The following is a 24,051-nucleotide window of genomic DNA, read 5'->3' as shown; positions in this document are numbered from 1 at the left end:
CCAGGATGTTTCGCTGTGGGATCAGTTGGCGGGCAGGGCTGGCAGGTCTGACTTCAGCCACTTTTTGTAGAGCTTGTTCAACTCGCCGTTGGCGGTGTTGCGGGCCACGAAGTCGTTCATGGACTTCTCCAGCTCGGGCTGCGCCTGGCGCATGGCCACAGCCATGAACTGCTGCTTGAGCACGAGCTTGTTTTCATAAGCGTCGCCCATGCGCTGGGCGATCTGGGCGGCCACGGTGGTGGAGCAGCCAATGGCGTCCACCTGACCCGACATCAGGGCCTGCATGGCCGACGCGTCGTCATCGAAGCGGCGGATTTCCGTGCCTTCGGGCGCGATGGCGGTCAAGGCGGTGTCCTGGGTGCTGGCCCGGGCCACGGCCACACGCACATTCTTCAGATCAGCGGGCACCTTGATGGTGGTTTTTTTGTCGCCGTAGAGCACGATGGTCGCTGCCGAATAGGGGCGCGAGAACTGCACCTGTTTGGCGCGCTCTGGCGTCACCGCCAGCGAAGCCACCAGCACATCCACCTTGTTGGTCAGCAAGAAGGGGATGCGGTTCGGGCCGGTCACGGGCACCAGGTTCAGCGTGACCCCCAGATCTTTGGCCAGCAGGCGGGCCACATCGGCGTCGTAGCCATCGGGCTTGTTGGAGGCATCCACAGTGCCGTAGGGCGGGAAGTCGACCAGCAGGCCGACGGTGATCGACCCCTTTTTTTTGATCTCGTCCACGGTCTGCGCAGAGGCAGCAGGCGCCCAGGCGGCGAGCAGGGTGCTGCAGGCGATGGCAGCGGTGGTGGCGATGAGGTGGCGGCGGTTGAGGCGGGTCATGTTGGAGTCTCCGGGGTTGGGGTGGGGTTCAACGCGCCTGCAAGGCCGCGCTGCGTTTCTCGATGCGTCCGGCCCAGAAGGACAAAGGCCAGCACAGCGCGAAATAGACGGCTCCGACCACGCTGAACACGATCAGCGGCTGGAAGGTAGCGTTATTGATGATCTGGCCCGCCCGCGTGATCTCGGCGAAGCCGATGATGGCGGCCAGCGAGGTGCCTTTGATGACCTGGACCATGTAGCCCACCGTGGGCGGAAGCGCGATCTTCCAGGCCTGCGGCAGGACCACCAGGCGCATGCGGGAAAGGTAGTTCAGGCCCAGCGCGTCGGCGGCCTCCCACTGGCCGCGCGGAACAGCCTGGATCGAGCCGCGCCAGATTTCACCGAGGAAGGCGCTGGTGTTCAACACCAGGGCCACGCCCGCCGCCACCCAGGCGCTGACGTCAAACCCCAGCACCGGGGCACCGAAAAACACCAGAAACAGCTGCATCAGCAAGGGCGTGCCCTGGAAGACCTGGATGAAGGCGGTGGCCAGGTATTGGGGTGTGGGGCGCTCTGACGTACGGGCCAGGGCCACGATGAGACCGCCTGCGGCGCCGCCGATGAAGGCGATGAGCGACAGGCCAATCGTCCACTGTGCGGCTTGCACGATGAACCAGACGTCTTGAAAACCGAAGGTACGCATGGGGGCTCCTGATTCAGCGGCGGTCGGGGTACGACAGGGCCCTGCGCTGAATGAGACGGAAAAGGCCTGAGAACAACAAGGCCAGCGTGAGGTAGATCAGCGTGACCACAATGTAAATTTCAAAACTGCGGAAGGTCTGGGACTGCAGGTTGGCCGCCACCGAAGTCAGGTCGTCGGCCGAGATGACGGACACCACGGCGGAGCTGAGCATCAACAAGATGAACTGGCTGCTCAGGGCCGGAAAAATCGCACGCAGCGCGGGCTTCAGGATGATCAGACGGAAGACCTGATGGGGTTTGAGACTCAAGGCCAGGCCGGCTTCGACCTGCCCTTTGGGAATGGACTCGATGCCCGCGCGGATGATTTCGGTGGCGTAGGCCCCCAGGTTCACCACCATGGCCGTCAGCGCTGCGGTGTAGGGGGACCAGCGCAGACCGATCGCCGGCAAGGCAAAAAAGAAAAAGAACAGCTGCACAAGGAAGGGCGTGTTGCGGATCAGCTCGATATAGGCCTGGATGACCCAACGCAACAACTTGGGACCCGACGTCTTGCCCCAGGCACAGAAGATGGCCACCAGCAAACCCAGCACAGTCGCCATCAGCGAGAGCTGCACCGTGATCCACGTGCCCTTGAGCAACAGGGGCCACGCGGCCAGGACGTCCGAAAACTGGAAGGTGTAAGTCACGAATTTCACCGTTGTTTGAAACCGGTTTCCATTTTAAGAAACCGGTTTCCAAACAACATCAGTGTTTTCCCTGATACCCACCAAAATGGCTCGATCACCGGGCGCTTGACCCCCGATACCCAGCCAGGCGCGTCAACGTCCTGTGAGTCCCGAACAGGCGATCCCCGCTGCGTTCAAGGCTTGTGGGGTGAAGTGGAACAGGGGGGTCGGCGCCGAAATCCTCCGCAGCGGAATGGGACCGTGTCAGTCCATTGCCGCGAACGCCGGCAGCCTCAAGACGGAGTGGGCTGCGAAGACCCGCGTGGCTTCAGGCGACCGGTCAGCAGCACTTGCCTGGGCTCCAGATCCTGGCCCTGGATGCGCTCAAGCAGACAACTCACGGCGATCCGGCCAATCTCTTCGGTGGGTTGCTCGATCGTGGTCAGGCCGGGGCCGATCAAGGGCGCCCACTCGGTTTCATCGATACCCACAAAACCGATTTCATGACCCAGCGCCCACCCCAGGCGGGCCACAGCCGAAGCCACGCGCAACGAGGTTCGGGCGTTGCTGGCCAGCACGGCTTTGGGCCGCTGGCCCCCGCGCTGCATCAAATCACGCAAGGCCTGATCCAGAGCGGCGTCGTCGTCTTCGGCGGCCTCGATCACACGGGCACCCACCTCTTTTTTCCGCCCTGCCACCACGTCCCGGAAAGCCGCCTCGCGCTCGATCCTTGGGCTCACGCCCACCACAGGCTCGGTCACGTAGAGCAGCTCCCGCCACCCGTTGTCCAGCAGGTGGGTGACCGCCTGGCGCACGGCATCCGCGTTGTCCAAGGACACGAAATCGGCCTGCAAACCCGTCAGCTTGCGGTCCACCAGCACGGCCGGTTTGCGGTGGCGTGCCAGTGCGCTGGCGACCGAGGGGTCTGCGCCCAGCGTGTTCAGGATGAACCCCTCGACCTGGTACGAGGCCAACGCCTCGATGCCCTCGCGCTCGCGCTCGCTGGCATTGCCCAGATTGAACAACATCACCAGGTAGCCCGCCTGTTGCGCGGCCTTCTCCGCTCCGCGCAACACTGCCACTGAAAACGGATTGGTGATGTCCGCCACCACCAACCCCAGCAGCCGGGAGCGCCCCCGTTTGAGCGCCTGGGCCATGGGGCTTGGCATGTAAGACAGCTCGGCAACAGCCTTCTCCACCCGCATGGCGATCTCGGGCGACAAGCGCGTGGTGCGGTGGTTGAGAAAACGCGAGACGGTCGCTTTGGACACGCCGGCCAATCGGGCAACGTCGTCGATCGTGACGCGAACTTCGTGCTTTTCAGGCGTCGGGGGCAGTATTTTCATGAGGATGCGTGTCGGAAACCAGTTTCACGCCCGATGGTAGCGCAAGCCCTTGTCTTGATGCCTGGTCCGCGCCGCCCCCCGGCGGCGTCAATCCAGCGGTCAGGGCAAACCCCGCTCCCGCAAGGCCATGGTCTGGGCGGGCCCTTCGGGCTTTGTCGCCGCTGCAAACCGAGCCAGCCCTCGCCCACCTTGGCGTTTCCAGCCCTTCGCAGATGTTTGCCTGTTGGACTCCCAACGCTTCAACCAGCCGGGGCCGCAGCCTGTTGAGTCGGTGTCTCCAGTCGGGCCCATGGGCGATTGACCTTCCCCTTTCAACGGGGGGCCTGGCTAAGAATCGCCGCCGAGGATCGCGACCGGGTCCGACCCATCCGGTCGATCAGCTCACTACTTAGGCGCCTTGATCCAGGGCACCATCGTGACCAGAACACCATCCTTGAGCTTCAGGTGGTGAAAAACCGCAGCCACTGCATGCAGACCCGCCAGCCAGATGATCGCGTCGCCGAGCAGGCTGTGCACATCGCCCCAATCGGCCAGCGGAGCCAGAAAAGAATCCGCTACCAAGCCCAGCTTCTCGACCCGCAGGCCGCCCAGCAACGTCAATGGAGCGCCCTCGCTGCCCAACGTCAGAAGAGCGGTGATGGGGGTGATCAACAACAAGGTCCAGAGCAGCAGGTGCACAAGCTGGCTCACCAGCCGCAGCCGACTCGACATCGCCACCTGTGGCGCAGTGGGTCGCACCGCGGTCCACAGCAGCCGCAGCGCCGTCATCGCAAAAATCAGGATGCCCAGCGACTCGTGCCAGAGGATATCAAGCTGGGTACCGGGATCAATGCCCTGGTGCAACAGGCGACCGAATCCCCCTGGGCCCAAGATAAACGCGGCGAGCACGGCAATGGCTGTGACCCAATGAAAGGCGATGCTGAGCGTGTCGTAACGGATGGATGAGGTCTTTGGCATGGGGGCTCCGCAGTTGGCGCCATATTGATCCGTACGCATTAACTGAATATGAAGAGGCCTCACCCCACGCCCACCCCCAGCTCCTCGGTGCAACAAGCACCCCATCGAAGCCACGCCTTCAATCCAGTGGCCAGGGCAAATCCCGCTCCTGCACGGCCATGGTCTGGGTCGGCTCCTTGGGTTTTTCCACTTCGGCAGGATGCGCTTCCTCTGATCCGCCCTGGCGCCACCAGGCCTTCGCAGACCGTTGCTCCTTCGGCTCCACCGCTTCACCCAGCCGGGGCATCACGAGGGCATCACGCGAAGGCGCGTTGGCCAACAGGGTATTGGCCGGCTCGTCCCAGGCGTGCATGGCCAGGCTGAAGGTTCCCCAATGCACAGGCAGAAAAGCACCGCCGCCCAGAAGCTGGTGCGCTTTAAGGGCGTTGAGCGGACCGAGGTGGATATCGCCCCACGCGGGGTGAAACGCACCCACCTCCAGCATCACCAGATCAAACGGTCCCAAGCGCTCGCGGATCAACGCGTACTCGGCCGTCAACCCCGTGTCGCCACTGAAAAATACGCTGTGGCGATCGGTGCGCATGACCATGGACGACCAGAGGGTGGCATTGCGGTCTTTGAGTCCACGGCCTGAAAAATGCTGCGAAGGTGCCGCGGTCACCGTCAACCCCGTGCCTGGGACGCGGTGAGACTCCCACCAATCCAGCTCGGTGATGCGCTCGGGTGCCACACCCCAGGCCTGCAAATGCGCGCCCACCCCCAGCGAGGTCACGAACGGAACCCGACTCTGGCCCGCCAGCGCCCGGATGGTGGGGTAATCGAGATGGTCGTAATGGTCGTGCGAAATCACCACCACATCGACATCGGGCACATCCCGCAGCCGCAAGGGAACCGGCTGGAAGCGCTTGGGCCCCAGCAAGCGAAAAGGTGAAGCGCGGGTTCCCCAGACGGGATCGGTCAGCACCCGGCATCCGTCCATTTCCAGCAACACGGTGGAATGCCCCAGCCAGGTGGCGCGCAGACCGCTGATGGCGTTGCGGCTCCAGGCCTCGCGGGGATCGAACGAGGGCAAGGGGACCTCAGGCGTTCGACGCTCGCCACCCCACAGGAAGTCCTTCACCGACGGCATGGGCACCGATGGGTCGCGCAGACCGGCTTCAATGGGGTGCAGATTGCGAAAACCGCCGTCCCGCCAGAGGGGAGAAGCGCGCATGCGCTCCAAGCGAACGCCTGTGGCGCGTTGACCAAATGATTTCATGGAACAAGGTCTCTTCAAGGGCTGCCGTCAAAGGCGCAAGCCAGAACCTCAGCCTAACAAGAATCCGGCTGACGCGCCGGTTTGGCGGCGCATCAGCCCAGTGGCGCGGTCTCTCCGGGCAGCGTCGTTGCCTCGGGAGCAACCACACCCATGCTTTCATCGATCACACTGGCCGCCACCAGGTCCCCTGCCACATTGAGCGTGGTGCGGCTCATGTCCAGAATGCGGTCGACGCCAATGATGAGGGCGATCCCTTCGGCCGGTATCCCCACCGTGCCCAGCATCATGGCCAGAATGACAATGCCAACGCCTGGCGTGCCAGGAGAACCAATCGACGCACCCACCGCCAGCACGACCACCAGCAGCAGACCCGAGAGACCCACGTCCACCTGGTAAACCTGGGCCAGAAACAGGGTGGCGATCACTTGGTACAGCGCTGTACCCGCCATGTTGATGGTGGTCCCCAACGGGATCACAAACCGCGATACCCCAGGCCGCACGCCCAGGGCCTCTTCAGCGGTGCGGATGGTGAGCGGCATCACCGCAGCCGAGCTGGAGGTGGAAAACGCCAGCAGCAACACATCGCGGCAGCCGCGCAGAAACGCCCAGGGCGAACGGCGCCGCCCCAGGGCATACACCCCCATCAGGAACGCAAAAGCCAGCAGCAACGCGCCCAGCACCGTGGCCACATACACACCCATGCCGAGCAGCGCATCCAGGCCCATGCGGGCGGTGAGTTGCGTCATCAGGCCCAGCACCGCCGCAGGCACCAGGTACATGGCCCAACGCACCACCACCATGCTCACTTCCTGCACAGCACCCAGCAAATCCAGCAGCGGCTGGGCCAGTTTTCGCTCCATCGTGACCAGCGCCACCCCCACAAAGATCGAAAAGACCACGACCTGCAGCATGTTCTGCTCCACACTGGCCTGCAGCGGATTGGTGGGCACGATGCGCACCAGCTGCGTGGGCAAGGTGGCCAGCGAGGGCGCTTGGGCTGCGGCCTGGGTGGCGGCCGAGGCTGGCAACTGGGCCACTTGCAGGTAGTCGCCCGGCTGCACAACCAATGCCATCCCCAGACCCAGCAATGCGGCGACCACGGTGGTGAACAGGAAAAACAGACCGGTTCGCAAGCCCATGCTGCGCAGTTGCTGCAGGTCGCGCGAGCTGGTCATGCCCAGAATGATGGAAGCCACCACCAATGGAATGACGATCATCTGCACCATCGCGAGAAACAGGTAGCCCGGCATGGCCAGCCAATTGCTCACCAGCAGGGCCATGTCAGGCGCCAGCCAGCCGCCGGTGGGGCCGATGGCCATGCCCAGCCCAACCCCGATCGCCATGGCCACCAGCACCTGCAGCCACAACCGCGCGCGCACCAGGCCGCTGAGGCGGGCGGCGAGGCGACCGATGGAGGGTTGGGTGGTGATGGGCAATGAAAACAAGGGCGGCTCCTGCGTTGAAGGCTGGCTGGTCACTCCAGCATAGCGGGAGACCGCCGCCAAAACCTTCGCCTCGCGGAGCCCCGGGTGCGGGGTTTCCTGATGCAGATCAATGCCCGGCCAAGTGGCCAGCGCCAAACTGGTTCGTTTCACCCGCTACAGGAGGTCACCATGTCCAGGATGATGAAGGCAGCCATCTTTATTGAACCCGGTCGAATCGAACTGGCCGACAAGCCCATCCCCGACGTGGGCCCCAACGACGCACTGGTGCGGATCACCACCACAACGATCTGCGGCACCGATGTGCACATCCTCAAGGGCGAATACCCGGTCGCCAAGGGTTTGACAGTGGGCCACGAACCGGTGGGCGTGATCGAGAAACTGGGCAGCGCTGTGGTGGGCTACACCGAGGGCCAGCGTGTGATCGCCGGCGCGATCTGCCCCAACTTCAACTCGTATGCGGCGCAAGACGGCGTGCCGTCCCAGGACGGCAGCTACCTGGTCCCGCAAGGCCTGTGCGGTTGCCACGGTTACAAGGCCACAGCCGGGTGGCGTTTTGGCAACCTGATCGACGGCACCCAGGCGGAATATGTGCTGGTGCCCGACGCGCAGGCCAACCTCGCCCCCATCCCCGACGGACTGACCGACGAGCAAGTGCTGATGTGCCCCGACATCATGTCGACCGGCTTCAGGGGCGCCGAAAACGCCAACATCCGCATCGGCGACACCGTGGTGGTGTTTGCGCAAGGGCCGATCGGCTTGTGCGCCACAGCGGGCGCGCGGCTCATGGGTGCCTCGACCATCATCACGGTTGACGGCAACGACCACCGCCTGGGCATCTCCAAACAGCTGGGCGCGGACATCACGCTCAACCACAACACCTGCGACGTGGTCGACGAAATCATGAAGCTCACGGGCGGCCGGGGTGCAGATGCCTCGATTGAAGCGCTGGGCCTGCAAAGCACCTTTGCATCGGCGCTGCGGGTGCTCAAGCCGGGCGGCACGCTGTCCAGCCTGGGCGTGTATTCGGAAGACCTGACGATCCCCCTGTCGGCCTTTGCCGCGGGGTTGGGCGACCACAAGATCAACACGGCGCTCTGCCCTGGGGGCAAGGAACGCATGCGCCGCCTGATGAACGTGCTGGCATCGGGTCGGCTCGATCTGGGTGTAATGGTCACACACCACTACGCCCTGGATGATATTGCGAAGGCCTACGACCTGTTCGCCCACCAGCGCGACGGCGTGTTGAAAGTCGCCATCAAACCCGGCTGACCACAGGCCTTTGAAGGTCGAATCAGAATCGGGGCATGTCCACCACAGAACACCCCGACCACGACCTGCCCCACTGCCTCTGGCGTGAGCTCGACCACGCCGTGACCCAACGCGGCCACGCTTGGCGCACGCCGGTGCTCGCCACGACCGACACGCTGGGCATGCCACAAGCACGCACGGTGGTTTTGCGTGCGGTCGATGCAGGCGCTTTGCAGCTGCGCATCTACACCGATCGCCGCTCGGCCAAGGTCGCAGAGCTCCAGGGCCAGGCCATGGCCTCGCTGGTCTTCTGGAGCAGCGAACTGCAATGGCAACTGCGGGTGAGCGCCCGCTTCGAAGTGATGACACAAGGCGATGAAGTGAACTCGGCCTGGGAGCGGGTTCGACAAACAGCGTCTGCCGCGGACTACCTCACACCGGCCTCGCCAGGCAGCGAACGTCCGGCCGTTGCGCCGGGCGAAGGGCGCGCGGGTACGCCCCATCACCTGGCCGTCTTGATGGCCCAGGTTGAATCGATGGACTGGCTGGCGCTTTCGCGCGCAGGCCACCAGCGGGCCCGGTGGCAAGGGGGGCAACTGAGCTGGCTGGTGCCTTGACGTGATATGCGGGATCGCCCTGTCACCCCGGCACAAACCCTAAAAAGCGTGCGCCTTCAAGTCGTCTATTTCGAGCAGTTCCAGCGCATGCGCATGGGTCGCACTCAGGTTGACCGGCGGCGCCACCCCGGCCTGCAGCGCTTCCCGCCAGCGCAAAGCACACAGGCACCAGCGATCGCCCGGGCGCAAGCCGACAAACCGAAACTCAGGGCGGGGCGTGCTGAGGTCGTTGCCCCGCTCGCGGGAGAACACCAGGAACTCGGCGGTCAACCGCACGCACACCACATGGGTGCCCAGATCGTTGTGGTCGGTGTTGCAGCAGCCGTCCCGGAAATAGCCGGTCAGCGGATCAAATGAGCAGGCCATCAATGGCGTGCCCAGAACGTTAAGCGCATTCATCAAAAAGACCCGGTCAAAACCACAGGGGTCCACGCCGCTGACGAGCGGCAAATCCGTGAACCTGTACAGGTCCCTAGCGTGCCACAAGTCCCACAGCCCCCCATCGTCTGCGGGTAAAAATCAGTCTGCACGGGAGGTCGTCCCCTCCGCGGCAGCCGTCCGGGCACGGCGATTCAACAAACTGCGCTCGGCTTCGTTGTCGGTGAGAGTGGCCGCCAGGGTCCAGTCCGCACGTGCCCGGTCCCCTTTCCCCAGCTGCTCCAGCCACTCGGCTCTCACGCTGTAAAACCAGGGGTATCGCTGCAACGCGGGATGATCCGCAAGAACCTCAATCGCAACCAGCCCAGCTGCAGGCCCTTGCGCCATACCCAAGGCGACCGCCCGGTTGAGCAACACCACAGGTGAGGGCTCGAGTTCGGTCAGTGCGTCGTACAGGCCCACCATGTGCGCCCAATCGGTGTCTTCAGGCCGTTGGGCTCGGGCGTGGCACGCGGCGATGGCGGCCTGCAAAGCGTAGCTGCCAGACGGGTCTCCGCTCCGCTCGGCCGTCGCCAGTGCATCCAGGCCCTGGCGAATCATCGCCCGATCCCAGAGCCGCCGATCCTGGTCTCGAAGCAACACGGGCGCGCCCAGCTCATTGACGCGCGCGGGCAGTCGGGACGCCTGGATCGCCATCAACGCGAACAACCCATGAACCTCAGGCTCCTCGGGCGCAATCTGGGCCAGCAATTCGCCCAGGCGAAGGGCCTCCCGACACAAATCGGGACGTGCCCACTGGGGTCCGCTGGTGGCCGAGTACCCTTCGTTGAACAGCAGGTACACCACCGCCAGAACAGAGGCCAGCCGTTGGTCCCTATCAGCCCCTCGAGGCAGCTCGAACGGCACCTGGGCCGCAACCAAAGCGCGCTTGGCGCGCACGATCCGCTGTGCGATGGTGGTCTCGCTTACCAGGCATGCACGGGCGATCTCGGGGGTTGTCAAGCCAGCGACCAAGCGCAAGGTCAAAGCCACGCGCGCATCGGCTGAGAGCGCCAGATGGCAAGCGATGAACATGAGACGCAGCACGTCATCGCCGACATCGTCTTGCAGAGACTCGCCCAGAGCCTCCGAGAAATCAGGGGTGTGATCAGATTGCATGGCCTGCATGTCGAGCGCCAGCTCGTTTTCCCGCTGGCCGGCCATCTGGCGGTGGCGCAGGTGGTCCAGCGCCCGGTTCCTGGCTGTGGTCATGAGCCAGGCCGCCGGGTTGCGCGGAACACCGTCGATCGGCCAATGCTCCAGCGCGGCGACCAGCGTGTCTTGTGCGAGCTCTTCGGCCACACCCAGGTCGCGCACGCATCGCATCACCACCGCCACAATGCGGGGCGATTCAGCGCGCCAGACAGCGGCAATGGCATCGTGAACGACCGAGTGCACGCGCGGTCAACGCCTGTTCAAACCGGCTCGGGCGAGGCTGCCGTGTCCATCCAGAACACCTCCCACTGGTGGCCATCCAGATCGGCAAACCCGTGCTGAAACATGAAGCCATGGTCCTTCGGAGGGTTGGGTGTGGTCGCGCCTGCGACCACTGCTTTGCGCACCACTTCTTCTGCCGCTGCCCGGCTGTCAAGCGAGAGTGCGATCAACACCTCGGTGCTTTGGTGCGCATCGCTGATGGGTTTTTGAGTGAAGCCCTGAAAGAAGGGTTCAACCAGCAACATGGCGAAGATGTTTTCAGCGATCTCCAGACACGCGCCCTGCTCGTTGGTGAAGCGCGGGTTGAAGCTCAGCCCCAGCGATTCGAAAAACGCTTTGGATCGGGCAAGGTCTTTGACAGGCAGGTTGACAAATATTTGGCGAAACATGGCGGACTCCTTCACTGTTGGCTCAAGGTTTTTCCGCGAGCACCTTGAGGTTGGCCAGACCCGTTTCAAAGTCTTTTCCGATCATCTGGTCCATGTTGAAAAAGATGCCCATCAGCTTGGGCAAGAAACTGCTCGGGCCGTGCATGGACCAAGTGACGCGTGTGGTGCCATCGCTTTCAGGCGCGAGCGTGAAATCGATGGCGTTGTGGCCCTCAAAAGGCTCCTCCATGTCTAGCTGCATGGACACGCGCGAAACCTCTGTTGTGCCGGTGATGGCGAGGCGGCCTTTGCCCGCGCCTTTGTTGCCATGAAAGTCGAAGGCTGCGCCGGCGCCGGCCTGTGGTCCGCTGTATATGCCCTTCATCGCCGGGTCTTTGCGGTTGTATGGATTCCAGGTGTTGAAGCTGCGCATGTCGTTGATGAGTGGGAACAGTTTCTCGGCGGGCGCGGCGATGGTCACTGAACGTTCCACGGCAAAAGTATCCGGGCGCGTTGCGGCGTAAGCGAGCAAGGCGAGGACGGTCAGCACAAGCAGCAAGGCGATGGTTTTGATCATGGAACAATTGAGACCAAAGTGGGTTGACGGGTTCTTCGACCCCGCATTTACGGCGAGGGCGCCATCATGCTGTTGCGGTTGCCCTCGGTGTCCACAAACGACACATAGCGCCCCACGCCCGGGATGTCCATGGGCTCGCCCAACACCTCGCCACCGGCTGCCACAACCCGTGCCATGGCCGTTTCGACGTTGTCCACATCGATGACCACGGAAGGATGCTGCATGGGCCAGTCGGCCTTGAAGGGAAACAAGCCGCCGTTGATGGCACCCAAGGCTGCACCAGGTGGCATGTTGGGGCGCTCACCCGGCAAAGCGGAGGTCACCAGCAAATAGTCGCCCATCTCGGGGCCCAATTGCTGGTGGGCCCAGCCAAAGGCGGCAGCGTAAAAGCGGGCCGCACGATCGCGGTCTTTGTAGGGCATTTCAAAGTGCATCACAGCACACATGGGCACGTTGGACATGGGGGCTCCTTCATTCAGTCAGGGTAGAAATCAGCTTTCAGAAAACGCGCGCTCCAGCGTTGCGATATCGAGTTTTTTCATGGTCATCATGGCGGCCACGGCCCTTTGGCGGCCGGCCGCATCGGGGTGTTTGAACAGGTCCATCATCTGCTGGGGAACGATTTGCCAGGACACGCCGAAACGGTCGGTGAGCCAGCCGCATTGGCCCGCAGCGGGATCGGCCGCGAGGTGGTTCCAATAGTGGTCCACCTCAGCCTGCGAATGGCAGGTGACGAAGAACGACACCGCCGGATTGAATGGGGTGGACGAGGCGCCGTTCATGGCGATCCAGGCCAGGCCATCGAGCTCGAAATTGACCGTCAAAACGGTGCCTTCGGGCAAGGGCATGCCGGGGCCATAACGGGTGATGGCGCCGACGCGGGAGTTCGGAAACACCGACACGTAAAAACGCGCGGCTTCTTCGGCCTGGTGTTCAAACCACAGGCAGGGTTGGATGGGCGTGTTCATGCGTCCACCACCATCTGGAATCCGCCATAAATCATGCGCTTGCCATCAAACGGCATTTCGCCTTGCGCGGTCAGGCGGGGATCTTTCATGGCGGCTTCCATGCCGACATCGCGTACCGCACGCGACGGCCAGGTGATCCAGGAAAACACCACGGTTTCATCGGCCTTGCACATCACCGCCATGGGAAAAGAGGTCAGTTTTCCAGGGGGCACATCATCGCCCCAACACTCCACAAGGCGCGTAGCGCCATGGTCGCGGAACACCGCGGCAGCCTCGCGGGCGTACTGCACATAAACGTCCTTGTTGGCCAAGGCAACCGCCACCACAAATCCATCAACATAGTCCATGCGTCATCTCCTGATGAGGGCCACACAGTGGCACCCGTACTTTTGTACTTTGGGCGTTGGGGCTTCAGGCTTTGGGCTCAAACCATTCACCCACCTCATGCACACGACGAACCAGCGTGCACGGAATCGACACGGACAGAATCAGGGAAAACCCGAATCAGGGCATCAGGGCAGGCTCTCGTCGAAACACGGCGCCAGGGCACGCACCTCAACCGAAGCCCATGCCGCAGCCGGACAACGCTGGGCCCACGCAATGGCCTCGTCGCGGTCCACGTTTTGCAGCAGGAAAAAGCCGCCTATCATTTCCTTGGCCTCGGCAAACGGGCCGTCACGCAAGGCCGGTTGACCCGGCGCCTGGCTGACGCGCACCGCGCTGGCGGTAGACGCCAGGGATTCAACAGCCTGCAGCTTGCCTTCTGCCGCCAGGGCGGCTCCAAAGCGCTGCATCTGCGCGTAAGCCTCCCGGCCCTCGGCTTCGTTGCGGGTGGCGCGCTGGCCCACCGGCTCTACGATCAACAACATGTAAGACATGGTTTTGGCCCCTGCATTCATCGGTGATTGCCCATCCTAAGGCAAGGCTGGACAGGTGTCAGCCATGGGGTTGACCGAACCCGTCGACAATCGGGGGATGGATCTTCTCATTCCCCTGCTGTTTTTCGCCTTTGGCGCCTTTGTCATCAAAAACGCCGAACAGCGCCAGCGCATCGCCTGGCTCAGCGCCATCCTGGGACCGATCAAGCTGGAAAAAAGCATGGAAACGCTGGCCACGGGGTACATGCGCGCACTGGCCGAGACCGACCCCGAGCGCAGCGATCCGATCTGGCGCATGCTGGAGGGCTCCGAGGCCACGTTGGTGCAGCAACTCGACCGCCTGGCCCGCGACGGGCAAAACCTGACGCCAGTTCAAGCGCGCGTCAGCCGGTGGTCCATGGCCTTGCCCATGGCCACCCGCCTGTTTCCCGATGCCAGTTTCGACCTGCGCGAGGCCTTGCGCATCCACTCAACAGGCTTCGCCCAAGGGGTCGCGAATGCCGAGGAACTGCCGCGCAAGCAGCAGGCCCGCCGCCTGCTGGCCGAGATGTTCTTGTTTCAGCACACCTGCCACTGGTATTGCCGCTCCAAAGCGGTGGCCTCGGCGCGCCTGATGATGCGGCACCAGACCACCTACGAACAAGCCCTGGCGCTGGTGTCGCCGTCCACGCGCAAGGCGCTTGAAGCCTTGCTCAAGGGTTGAGCCAGGCCGGTCGCATCTTCAGATTTTGGAGAAGTCGGGTTTGCGGCGCTCCATGAAAGCGCCAAAGGCTTCACGCGCGGCCGGCTCCCGCAACATGCGGCCAAAGCTCTGCCCTTCTTCGGCCATGACCGCCATCACCTGCTGACGCTGCCCCTGCTTCATCAGCCGCTTGGTTTCCACCAGCGCTGACAACGGCTTGGCGGCCAGGCGGCGCGCAACGGTCTGGGCAAAGCCCGCGACTTCGGTCGGGGGCAATACGCGGTTGACCAGCCCCACTTCGAGGGCCGCCTCGGCCATGAAGGGCTCGCCCAGCAACAAAGCCTCGGCCGCGCGGTGGTAGCCCATCATCTGCGGCACCAGCAAGCTCGATGAAAATTCAGGGCACAGGCCCAGGTTGACAAAGGGCATGGAAAAAGCCGCGTTGTCACCGGCATAAACCAGGTCGCAATGCAACAGCAGGGTGGTACCGATGCCCACCGCCGGGCCACACACGGCCGCCAGCACCGGCTTGGAAAACCCGGCCAGCGCCCGCATGAAGCGAAACACAGGGGACTCATCCGATGCCGGCGGCTGGTTGAGGAAATCGCCAATGTCGTTGCCCGCACTGAACACCGCCTCATGGCCCTGGAACACCACGCAGCGCACGGCGTCGTCCGCCTGCGCAGCTTCAAGCGCATCGGCCAGGTGGGCATACATCGCTGTGGTGATGGAATTTTTCTTGTCGGGGCGGTTGAAGGTCAGGGTGGTGATACCGTCTTCGGCGTGCACGAGGATGTCATTGCTCATGGGTGGGGGTTCTGCTGTGTGGGTCGGGGTAATGGCGCGAAACAAGCCACGGGAGCCCCCGGAGCATGGTTCGCCATGAAGGCCGCCAAGTTAACAGAATCCCATCGCGCTGTCAGTGCAGCGCAGCCCAGTGCGGGACAGCGAAGCGCTTGGTCGCACCACCACAAATGCCTGGCCCCCACGCCCATCCTCACCACTACACTGTCGGGACAGGGCCATTTGCCTCGGCCAATCCACGTACCCAAGTTGCCATGTTCCACCCATTCCCTCCGGCTTCGCCCCCCCGCCAGCCACGCCTTGATCGATTCAAAGTGTGGCTGGTGGTCGGGGCGGCGGCGTTGTGCCTGAGCACCCAGGCGCAAGCGGCCAGCCCGGCGCCTGTTTTGGCCTCAGACACCACAGCCGTCGCCCAGGCACCCCGACCCAAAATCGGTCTGGTCCTCTCCGGCGGCGGTGCACGGGGTTTCGCGCACGTGGGGGTGCTCAAGGCGCTGGAGGAAGCGCGGGTGCCGGTGGACTTCATTGTGGGCACCTCCATGGGCGCGATCATCGGTGGCCTGTACGCCAGCGGCATGAACGCCGACGAGCTCGAGCGTGAACTCGTTTCCGTGGACTGGGGCGACCTGTTTGACCGCCGGGAGCCGCGGCAACTGCTGTCGCAGCGGCGCAAGGAAGAAGACTTTGAATTCGCGCCCATGTTGCAGATGGGTTTTCGCGACGGTGAGTTCAGACTGCCCACGGGAGCCGTGTCGTCGCGCTCGCTGGAAATGCTGCTGCGTCGCTACACACTCACCACACGCCACCTGGCCACCTTCAACGGCCTGCCCACCCCGTTCCGAGCCGTCGCAACCGACATGGAAACCGGCAAAGCGGTGGTGATGGAACACGGCGATCTGGCCGCTGCCCTGCGCGCCAGCATGTCGGTGCCCGGCGTCTTTTCACCCCTGGAGGTAGATGGGCAGATCCTCGGCGATGGCGGCCTGGTGAACAACCTGCCTGTGGATGTGGCCCGGCGCATGGGCGCGGACATCATCATCGCGGTGAACATTGGCACGCCGCTGGCCGGGCGCGAGACCCTGGGCACCGTCCTGGGTGTCACGGCCCAGATGGTCAACATCCTCACCGAACAGAACGTACAGGTCAGCCTGGCGCAGCTCACCCCCAAAGACCTGCTGCTGACCCCGGATCTGGGCAACCACACCTCCGCCGACTTCGACAAGGCACTCGAGCTTGTGGAAATCGGCCATGCCTATGCCGATGCAGAACGTGAGTCGTTGCGCCGGTACGCAGCGCCAGAGCAGGCCTACTCAACCTGGCAAACCCAGCGCATCGCTCAGACGCTGGCCAACTCGGCCCGGGTGGGTTCTCTGAAACAAGTCCAGTTTGAAGGGGTCAGCGTCGAACGCGCAGAGCGCCTGCGCCAGGTGCTCGACATGCCGCTGAACCAACCCGTCAGTGTGAAACAGATCGAAAATGATATGCAGGAACTGGCGGCCACGGGGGACTATGAGCGCGTGGACTACCGGCTCGAAAACCAGGGGGCGCAAGGAACAGAGGCGCTGGTGGTGAGCCTGCGCGAAAACGACTGGGGGCCCAACTACCTGCGGATTGGCATGGATCTGCAAACCGATTTTGAAGGCCGGTCCGCCTTCAACCTGCGCCTGAGCCACAACCGCCACTGGCTCGATGAAAGCGGCGCCGAGTGGCGCAACCGCGTCCAGCTTGGCGAAACCGTGGGCCTGTACTCGGAGTTCTACCAGCCCTGGGGGTCAAGAGGGCAAGGCTTTGCCGCCGCCTACCTGGACGCAAATCTGAAACGCCTTGAGCTGTACAACCTCGATGGCGACCTGGCCGCCATCGGACGGCGCCAGACAGTGCAGGTGGGCGCAGACCTGGGCCTGCCGCTGGACCGCCTGGGGCGGTTTGGCGACTTGCGCCTGGGCACCTTCGCCAACGCGCGCCGTGCCGTGCCCGAACTGGTGTCCGCCGACCTGGTGGACGAAGGCGTGACCGTGACCGCGGAAAGCTGGCGCGAAATCGGGCTGCGCGCACGGGTCACATCCGATCAGCTGGACTATGCCAATTTTCCGTCCAGCGGCTACCGCACAGACGCCGAGCTGGCCGTCGGCCGCCTGTACAACAACGGGAAAAGCAACCAGTTCACCCGCCTCAACGCGACGGCAACCGGCGTCCGAAGCTGGGGCCCACACACGCTCAATGCATCGGTTCGGGTCGGCATGGCGAGCGACATTCCCGTCGGCGCCATCGACGAATACTCCCTCGGCGGGTTTCAGCAGCTCTCGGGTTACCGCGTCGGCCAGGTGGCAGGCAACTACCTCACCTTCGGCCGCCTGACCTACTACCAGCGTCTGGCCTGGAGGGGGGGCGTGGTGCGTGCCTTGTTTGCTGGCGGCTCGCTGGAGCTTGGCAACGCCTGGGCCGATCGAAGCGACATGAGCCTGAGCGACCTGCGCGTCGGATCCAGCCTTTTCGTGGGCACCGACACCGGCCTGGGCCCCCTCTACCTGAGTGTGGTGCACGCGCCCAAAGGGTATACGGGCTTGTATTTGTTTCTCGGCCGGCCGTGAACATAGGGATAGGGCCCCCACGCTCCGCCGCTGCTCGGGTCGCTGCCCCCCGAGGGGGCTAGCCTGGCTTGGGGCGGCCCGGCGCTGCGGTCTTTCAGGCCCCCACGCTCCGCCGCTGCGCGGAAGCGTTATTCCTTGAAGTACACCACCTGGTGGCTGGTGGCCAGCAGCACGCCGGACTGGTTCCAGATTTGAGCCGAGTGGTCAAAAAAGCCCTGACCAAAAGCCTGGCCCTGGGCCTGTCCGAGCACGTGGGCATCGCCGTTGGCGCTGAGCAAGGCCTGGCTGGCGTGGAAATACACCGTGATCGACACCGTGCCCAGCGGGACAAATTTGGCGCGACGGTGCCAGATACGGGGAGAAAACACATCGGCCATCGCGGTCAGCGAGGCGAAATCCAGCGGGCGCGCAGGTTGGTCCCGCACCCACTGAAGGGTGCGGCTGTGGCCTTGATCGCGTTCGTCCCACACGCCAGGAAAACCGCCTTCGATGAAACGCATTTCGTAGCGATTAAGCCACTCCACACGGCCTTGTGCCGTGGGCAAGGCCACGGCTTCGGGCGCGGGTACATGGGGCATGGTGTGCTCCACCGCAGCCCAGGTATCGCGGCGCACCGCCGTCAACGCCGTGGCCGTGACCACGGTCTCGCCACCTTGGGTGATCGCCACCGTCCAGTGCTGGGTGGAGCGGTTGGTGCGCGCGGCCACCGCCTGCACCTCAAACGGCCCATCGGCCACAGCCGCACAAAAATTAACGGTCAACGACACCGGCTCACCCAGCAAGGCCGGGTGCTGCAACACCGCGTTCAAGGCCGTGGCCGCGGTGATGCCGCCATAAGGCCCTACCATGTTGGCGTAGGCCGGCGAGGTGGCTCCGGCAAAGGTGTGCTCGCCCGTGGCGTTCAGTGCGATGGCTTGATCAAAGGGATGTGAAGTCATTGCAGGAGTTTGCCCAGAGAAAGAGATCACCACAGTCGTCTCCGAGACCGGGGGGAGCGTTGCGCGGCGAAGCCCCAGGGCACCTCGGAATCGGTTCCGCCGGACCGCCAGTGCCGCCCGCTCTCCGGCGCGCAATGCATTAACCCAGAAATGCCGCGGAACTGGCTTCGCCAGGCCGCAGGCATTGCCCCCCTTTCAGGGGGGTGACACCAAAAGTGGCGCGGAGGGTCGCATGTTCACATGCGCTCGAATATCCCCGCAGCACCCTGGCCCATGCCGACACACATCGTGACCATGCCGTACTTCTTCTGCGTGCGCTGCAGGGCATGCACCACCGTGGCCGAGCGGATTGCACCGGTTGCACCCAGCGGGTGGCCCAGTGCAATGGCACCACCCATGGGGTTGACCTTGGCAGGGTCCAGCCCCAGCGTGTTCATGACAGCGAGCGACTGGGCGGCAAACGCCTCGTTCAACTCGATCCAGTCCATGTCGTCCACCTTCAACCCGGCGTTTTTCAGCGCGGCTGGAATGGCTTCGATGGGGCCAATGCCCATGATGTGCGGCGGCACGCCACGGCTGGCGTAGCTCACGAAGCGGGCCAAGGGCTTGAGGTTGTATCGCTTCAGGGCCGCTTCGCTCACCAGAATCAACGCGCCGGCGCCATCGCTGGTCTGCGAGCTGTTGCCTGCGGTCACCGATCCGCGCGCGGCAAACACCGTGCGCAGGCGGGCCAGCCCTTCGAGCGTGGTGTCGGGGCGTGCGCCCTCGTCCAGGCTCACCGTGCGCGTCGAGCTTGAGACTTCAGCGGTTTCCAGATTCACACTGCGGTCGGTCACTTCAACAGGCGTCATCTCGGCGGTGAATTCGCCGTTCTTCATGGCGGCGATGGCGCGCTGGTGCGATTGCACGGCAAACGCGTCTTGCGCATCGCGGCTCACCTTCCACTGCTGGGCCACCTTTTCGGCCGTGAGGCCCATGCCATAAGCAATGCCGTAGCTCTCAACATCGTCGGTATTCGAAAAAATGGTGGGCGACAGGCTGGGTGAGTTGCCCATCATGGGCACCATGCTCATGCTCTCGGTACCCGCCGCAATCATCACATCGGCCTCGCCGACGCGAATGCGGTCGGCCGCCATCTGAACAGCCGACAGGCCGGAAGCGCAGAAGCGGTTCACGGTGATGCCGCCCACGGTGTTGGGCAGGCCCGCCAGGATGGCGCCGATGCGCGCCACGTTCAAACCCTGTTGGGCTTCGGGAATCGCGCAGCCGCAGATCACGTCCTCAATGGATTTCGGATCGAGTCCAGGCACTTGCGCCAATGCCGAGCGCAGCGCTATCGCCAGCAGCTCGTCGGGGCGCAGGTGTTTGAAAGAGCCTTTGTGCGAACGGCCAATGGGCGTGCGCGTGGCGGCAACGATGTAGGCGTCTTGAACTTGTTTCATGGCAAATGCCTCAGGGTTTCGGCTGCGTGCGGTGCACCACAGCGCGTGTCAAATACAAAATGGCTCAGGCCTTGGCCGCGCCCAGGCGCTTCCAGTCGACAATGTCTTTTTCAACGGCGCCGGGCATGGCCGCCATCACGTTGGCGCGCAGGCGCTGCTTGGTGGCCGTGAACGAGGCCGGATCGGCCTTCTTCAGCCGCTCCACATGCGCTTGCACCACGGCCGCCATCGCATCGGGCGCCACCGCTTCGTCGAGCAAGCCCGCCGTTTGCGCCTCTTCGCCCACGTAAGGTGAAGCGGTCCCCACCAAATGCAGGTCCGGTGTGGCCACGCGCTCGCGGCAGCACTCCAGCGCGAAATACGGCAACGTCATGCCAATCATCACTTCGTTGGCCTGGAAGACGGCCCCCACGTTCAAACCAATGCGCACATCGGCGCACTGCAATAGAAACAGGCCCATGGCCACGGCGTGGCCCGAGCAGGCCGCGATCACCGGGTGCGGATACGACAACACCCGTTGTGCCAGCTGTGCACCCCCGGTCAGCATCTTGAACGTCTCCAGCGGGTTGCCCGCCTTAAAAATGCCCAGATCAAAACCGCCCGAAAACACGCCCGGACGCCCGGTCAACACCACAATCGCCTTGTCGGCCTCGGCGCGGTCGAAGGCTGCGTTCAACGCGGCCTGCATCGCGGGGCTCATGGCATTCGCCTTGCCATCGTCCATGGTCAAGGTGGCCACGCCATCGGCAAAAGCGTAAGAAACCAGATCAGTCATACCTATCTCCAAATCAGTTATTCCAAGGCGCCAACGGCGCGAGGTGCCCCCAACCCAGGGGGCCGCGGAACCGGCTCCGCCGGGCCGCCAGCACCGCCCCCTTGAGGGGGTCGCGCGAAGCGCGGCAGGGGTGGGCTAGTTCCTGACCGGACGTCCCGTGTTCAACATGCCCAAGATGCGCTCTTGCGTCTTGGGGTGCACGATCAACGCGCAGAATGCCTGGCGCTCCAGCGTCATGAGGTACTCCTCGTTGACCAGCGTGCCGGGGTCCACATCGCCACCGGTGACCACATTCGCGATCAACGATGCAATGTGGAAATCGTGCTGGCTGATAAAACCGCCGTCGCGCATGTTGACCAGGCTGCCCAGAATGGTGGCTTTGCCATCGCGTCCGGCCACCGGGAACAGCCGCTTGTGGGGCGCGCGGTAACCACCGGCAAACAAGGCCTTGGCCTCGTTGATGGCGACAAACAGCAGCTCGTCCTTGTGCGGCACGATCACATCGCTGTGCAACACATAGCCCAACTGACGCGACTCAATGGCACTGGTGCCCACCTTGGCCATGGCCGCGGCAGTGAAGCCCTCTGTCAGGAAAGGCAGCAGATCTTTTCCGGTCGAGGTCTCGGCGTTTTCAGCCGCGCGGCGGGCGATGTAGGTGAGGCCGCCGGCGCCAGGCACCAGGCCCACGCCCACTTCAACCAGACCCATGTAGCTTTCCATGTGCACCACCCGGCGCGCGCTGTACACCGCCAGCTCACAGCCGCCACCCAGGGCCAGGCCGCGCACGGCCGACACCACGGGCACACTGGCGTAGCGCAGGCGCAGCATGGTCTGCTGCATGAAGCCTTCGGCGTCTTCAATCGCCGCCACACCCACCGCCATGAAAGCGGGCAGCATGGCCTGCAGATCGGCACCCGCACTGAAAGGCTCATCACCCGACCAGACCACCAGACCCTGGTATTCCTTCTCGGCCAGTTCAATCGCCATCATCAGACCTTCGCAGACTTCGGGGCTGATGGCGTGCATCTTGGTCTTGATGCTGGCGATCAACACGCCATCGTCCTGTGTCCAGACCCGGATCGAATCGTTTTCTTCGATGGTCGTGCCATCCGTTTGGAACTTGGCACCCGCTTCACCCAGCAACAGCTCGGGGAAGTGCTGCCGCTGGTACACCGGCAGGTCACGGCGTTGCTCAAATTTCTTCGTCGAAGGGTTCCACGAGCCATCGGCGGTGTGCACGCCACCGGCCTCGGCCACCGGGCCCTTGAACACCCACTCGGGCAGCGGCGCCTTGCTCAGCGCTTTGCCCGCATCAATGTCGTCCTGAACCATCTTGGCCACGTCGAGCCAGCCGGCTTCCTGCCAGAGCTCAAACGGGCCTTGCTTCATGCCGAAGCCCCAGCGCATGGCCTGGTCCACATCGCGCGCGGTGTCGGCAATGGTGGCCAGGTGCACGGCCGCGTAATGAAAGGCGTTGCGCAGGATCGCCCACAAGAACTGGCCCTGAGGCCCTTCGCTGTCGCGCAGCAGGCGCAGGCGCTCACCGGCCGGCCGCTTCAACATGCGGCCATACACCTCGTCGGCTTTGGCACCGGCAGGCACGTACTCACCGCTGTCCAGCTCGAAGCGCAAAATATCGCGCCCCACTTTCTTGAAGAAGCCGGCTTTGGCCTTCTGACCCAGGTGGCCCGCCTCGATCAGCGCCTTGAGCACCGGCGGTGTGCCAAAGCTCTCGTAAAACGGGTCGGCATCCAGCGACAGGTTGTCCTGCAGCGTCTTGATCACGTGGGCCATGGTGTCCAGACCCACCACGTCGGCGGTGCGGAAGGTGCCACTGCTGGCGCGCCCCAGTCGTTTGCCCGTGAGGTCGTCCACCACGTCATAGGTGAGGCCGAAGTTGTCCACCTCTTTCATCGTCGCCAGCATGCCCGCAATGCCGATTCGGTTGGCCACGAAGTTCGGCGTGTCCTTGGCGCGAACAACGCCCTTGCCCAGACCGCTGGTGACGAAAGCCTCCAGGTCGTCGAGAATTCGGGGCTCTGTGGTCGGCGTGTTGATCAGCTCCACCAGCGTCATGTAACGCGGCGGGTTGAAAAAGTGGATGCCGCAGAAACGGGGCTTGATGGCCTCGGGCAGGCCTTCGCTCAGCTGGGTGATCGACAGCCCCGAGGTGTTCGACGCCACGATGGTGTGCTCTGCGATAAATGGAGCGATCTTTTTGTAGAGGTCGTGTTTCCAGTCCATGCGCTCGGCAATGGCCTCAATGATGAGGTCGCAGCCACGCAACAACTCCAGGTGCTCTTCGTAGTTGGCCTGGCCAATCAGGCTCGCGTCAGAGGCCACACCCAGCGGCGAGGGCTTGAGCTTCTTCAAGCCGTCCACGGCGCGGGTGACGATGCCGTTCTTGGGGCCTTCTTTTGCTGGCAGATCAAACAGCACCACCGGCACTCTCAGGTTGACCAGATGGGCGGCGATCTGCGCACCCATCACACCCGCGCCCAGAACGGCGACTTTGTTCACTTGAAATCGTTTCATAAAAATCCTTCAATCATGCTGTGGACCTGCCGTGGCGCGCGATGGCTTCATCGAGGGCGCCGCGGATCCGGCTCCGCCGGTCCGCCAGCGCCACCCCCTTGAGGGGGTCGCGCAAAGCGCGGCGGGGGTGTTCATTCACTCAATGCGTTGCCATACCTGAGTGCGGTAGAACGGCCCGATGTAGCCCCGCACCTGCAATTTTCTACCGCCTTCCAGCGGCGCCATGCGCAGCGTGTAGGTCTTCCCGTTTTCGGGGTCGAGGATATTGCCGTCTTCCCACACCGCTTCTGAGTCCGATTTCTTGGCCCCCCGGATGATCTCCATGCCCACCTTGGGCTTGTCCTTGCGCGCATCGGTGCAAGCCGTGCACAGCGGCTCCTTGCTTTCGATCAGCGCTTTCTCGACCTTGCCCGTCAGGACCCCAGCGGCGTTTGCCACGATGCGGATCTCGGCCTTGGGCTTGCCCGAGTCGTCATCGATGGAGCGCCACAGGCCCTCGGGCGTGCCCTGGGCAAAACCCGAAACGCTGGCGGCAGCCAACAACAAGGAAAGGGCGGATTGCTTGATCATGGAGACCTTTGAAATGCAAAATGT

At 63.6% G+C, this 24,051-nt stretch carries 25 protein-coding genes; 4 read left to right on the top strand and 21 right to left on the bottom strand.

Annotation, left to right across the window (positions count from 1 at the left end):
* Positions 1–21: 21 nt before the first annotated feature.
* From E5678_RS20155 to E5678_RS20125, 7 genes are all read right to left on the bottom strand, one after another.
* Complete coding sequence (locus E5678_RS20155) at positions 22–828, bottom strand: transporter substrate-binding domain-containing protein (RefSeq protein WP_136180182.1); 807 nt, start codon at positions 826–828, stop codon at positions 22–24.
* Positions 829–856: 28 nt separating this feature from the next.
* Positions 857–1,510, bottom strand: coding sequence for an amino acid ABC transporter permease (locus tag E5678_RS20150; RefSeq protein ID WP_136180181.1), 654 nt, complete (start codon positions 1,508–1,510; stop codon positions 857–859).
* Between the two features lie 13 nt (positions 1,511–1,523).
* Positions 1,524–2,195: an amino acid ABC transporter permease gene (locus E5678_RS20145; RefSeq protein ID WP_136180180.1), complete on the bottom strand. Its 672-nt coding sequence runs from the start codon at positions 2,193–2,195 to the stop codon at positions 1,524–1,526.
* A 272-nt stretch (positions 2,196–2,467) separates the two neighbouring features.
* The gene (locus E5678_RS20140; protein WP_136180179.1) at positions 2,468–3,520 is read right to left on the bottom strand and encodes a LacI family DNA-binding transcriptional regulator; all 1,053 of its coding nucleotides are present in this window, start codon (positions 3,518–3,520) and stop codon (positions 2,468–2,470) included.
* A 384-nt stretch (positions 3,521–3,904) separates the two neighbouring features.
* Entirely contained in the window at positions 3,905–4,477 is a 573-nt protein-coding gene (locus tag E5678_RS20135; RefSeq protein ID WP_136180178.1) for a cytochrome b/b6 domain-containing protein, read from the bottom strand.
* Positions 4,478–4,595: 118 nt separating this feature from the next.
* Positions 4,596–5,735 (bottom strand): MBL fold metallo-hydrolase, encoded by a 1,140-nt coding sequence (locus E5678_RS20130; protein ID WP_136180177.1) that lies wholly within the window; start codon positions 5,733–5,735, stop codon positions 4,596–4,598.
* Positions 5,736–5,827: 92 nt separating this feature from the next.
* A complete protein-coding gene (locus E5678_RS20125) occupies positions 5,828–7,180 on the bottom strand; it encodes a dicarboxylate/amino acid:cation symporter (protein WP_136180176.1) in 1,353 nt (450 codons plus the stop codon).
* 168 nt (positions 7,181–7,348) lie between these two features.
* On the opposite strand from E5678_RS20125, the gene E5678_RS20120 reads away from it, so the two are divergent.
* Together E5678_RS20120 and E5678_RS20115 are read left to right on the top strand one after the other, a co-directional pair.
* Complete coding sequence (locus tag E5678_RS20120; RefSeq protein WP_136180175.1) at positions 7,349–8,449, top strand: NAD(P)-dependent alcohol dehydrogenase; 1,101 nt, start codon at positions 7,349–7,351, stop codon at positions 8,447–8,449.
* A 35-nt stretch (positions 8,450–8,484) separates the two neighbouring features.
* Positions 8,485–9,045: a pyridoxamine 5'-phosphate oxidase family protein gene (locus E5678_RS20115; RefSeq protein WP_136180174.1), complete on the top strand. Its 561-nt coding sequence runs from the start codon at positions 8,485–8,487 to the stop codon at positions 9,043–9,045.
* Positions 9,046–9,084: 39 nt separating this feature from the next.
* Here the strand turns inward: E5678_RS20115 and E5678_RS20110 are convergent, their stop codons facing one another.
* The 8 genes from E5678_RS20110 to E5678_RS20075 form a co-directional block, all read right to left on the bottom strand.
* The gene (locus E5678_RS20110; protein WP_136180173.1) at positions 9,085–9,444 is read right to left on the bottom strand and encodes a DUF2237 domain-containing protein; all 360 of its coding nucleotides are present in this window, start codon (positions 9,442–9,444) and stop codon (positions 9,085–9,087) included.
* 120 nt (positions 9,445–9,564) lie between these two features.
* Entirely contained in the window at positions 9,565–10,860 is a 1,296-nt protein-coding gene (locus E5678_RS20105; RefSeq protein WP_136180172.1) for an RNA polymerase sigma factor, read from the bottom strand.
* 17 nt (positions 10,861–10,877) lie between these two features.
* A complete protein-coding gene (locus E5678_RS20100) occupies positions 10,878–11,288 on the bottom strand; it encodes a VOC family protein (RefSeq protein WP_136180171.1) in 411 nt (136 codons plus the stop codon).
* A gap of 22 nt (positions 11,289–11,310) precedes the next feature.
* Positions 11,311–11,844 (bottom strand): SRPBCC family protein, encoded by a 534-nt coding sequence (locus tag E5678_RS20095; RefSeq protein ID WP_136180170.1) that lies wholly within the window; start codon positions 11,842–11,844, stop codon positions 11,311–11,313.
* A gap of 47 nt (positions 11,845–11,891) precedes the next feature.
* Positions 11,892–12,305 (bottom strand): VOC family protein, encoded by a 414-nt coding sequence (locus E5678_RS20090; RefSeq protein ID WP_210731954.1) that lies wholly within the window; start codon positions 12,303–12,305, stop codon positions 11,892–11,894.
* Between the two features lie 30 nt (positions 12,306–12,335).
* Positions 12,336–12,812, bottom strand: a complete 477-nt coding sequence (locus E5678_RS20085) for a VOC family protein (RefSeq protein WP_136180169.1) — start codon at positions 12,810–12,812, stop codon at positions 12,336–12,338.
* The gene (locus E5678_RS20080) at positions 12,809–13,159 is read right to left on the bottom strand and encodes a DUF1428 domain-containing protein (protein WP_136180168.1); all 351 of its coding nucleotides are present in this window, start codon (positions 13,157–13,159) and stop codon (positions 12,809–12,811) included. The genes E5678_RS20085 and E5678_RS20080 overlap by 4 nt, the downstream gene beginning before the upstream one ends.
* 165 nt (positions 13,160–13,324) lie before the next feature.
* Complete coding sequence (locus E5678_RS20075; protein ID WP_136180167.1) at positions 13,325–13,690, bottom strand: YciI family protein; 366 nt, start codon at positions 13,688–13,690, stop codon at positions 13,325–13,327.
* A gap of 97 nt (positions 13,691–13,787) precedes the next feature.
* Between E5678_RS20075 and E5678_RS20070 the strand changes: the two genes are divergently transcribed.
* On the top strand, positions 13,788–14,393 hold the full coding sequence (locus E5678_RS20070; RefSeq protein WP_136180166.1) for a hypothetical protein: 606 nt from the start codon (positions 13,788–13,790) through the stop codon (positions 14,391–14,393).
* Between the two features lie 18 nt (positions 14,394–14,411).
* Here the strand turns inward: E5678_RS20070 and E5678_RS20065 are convergent, their stop codons facing one another.
* Positions 14,412–15,179, bottom strand: coding sequence for an enoyl-CoA hydratase (locus E5678_RS20065; RefSeq protein WP_136180165.1), 768 nt, complete (start codon positions 15,177–15,179; stop codon positions 14,412–14,414).
* A 251-nt stretch (positions 15,180–15,430) separates the two neighbouring features.
* Between E5678_RS20065 and E5678_RS20060 the strand changes: the two genes are divergently transcribed.
* On the top strand, positions 15,431–17,767 hold the full coding sequence (locus tag E5678_RS20060; RefSeq protein WP_168708619.1) for a patatin-like phospholipase family protein: 2,337 nt from the start codon (positions 15,431–15,433) through the stop codon (positions 17,765–17,767).
* A gap of 128 nt (positions 17,768–17,895) precedes the next feature.
* On the opposite strand, the gene E5678_RS20055 is transcribed toward E5678_RS20060, so the two are convergent.
* The 5 genes from E5678_RS20055 to E5678_RS20035 all read right to left on the bottom strand — a co-directional run bounded on the left by E5678_RS20055 (position 17,896) and on the right by E5678_RS20035 (position 24,027).
* The gene (locus E5678_RS20055; RefSeq protein WP_136180163.1) at positions 17,896–18,705 is read right to left on the bottom strand and encodes a thioesterase family protein; all 810 of its coding nucleotides are present in this window, start codon (positions 18,703–18,705) and stop codon (positions 17,896–17,898) included.
* A 236-nt stretch (positions 18,706–18,941) separates the two neighbouring features.
* Entirely contained in the window at positions 18,942–20,147 is a 1,206-nt protein-coding gene (locus E5678_RS20050; protein ID WP_136180162.1) for an acetyl-CoA C-acyltransferase, read from the bottom strand.
* Positions 20,148–20,211: 64 nt separating this feature from the next.
* Positions 20,212–20,922 (bottom strand): crotonase/enoyl-CoA hydratase family protein, encoded by a 711-nt coding sequence (locus E5678_RS20045; RefSeq protein ID WP_136180161.1) that lies wholly within the window; start codon positions 20,920–20,922, stop codon positions 20,212–20,214.
* 135 nt (positions 20,923–21,057) lie between these two features.
* Entirely contained in the window at positions 21,058–23,457 is a 2,400-nt protein-coding gene (locus E5678_RS20040) for a 3-hydroxyacyl-CoA dehydrogenase/enoyl-CoA hydratase family protein (RefSeq protein WP_136180160.1), read from the bottom strand.
* Positions 23,458–23,592: 135 nt separating this feature from the next.
* Complete coding sequence (locus E5678_RS20035) at positions 23,593–24,027, bottom strand: DUF2147 domain-containing protein (RefSeq protein ID WP_210731953.1); 435 nt, start codon at positions 24,025–24,027, stop codon at positions 23,593–23,595.
* Positions 24,028–24,051: the final 24 nt, after the last annotated feature.

This window comes from Hydrogenophaga sp. PAMC20947 (genome assembly GCF_004795855.1).
Lineage (GTDB): Bacteria > Pseudomonadota > Gammaproteobacteria > Burkholderiales > Burkholderiaceae_C > Hydrogenophaga.
Note: the sequence above shows the minus strand (reverse complement) of the source record. Positions and strands in the feature narration are given on the sequence as shown.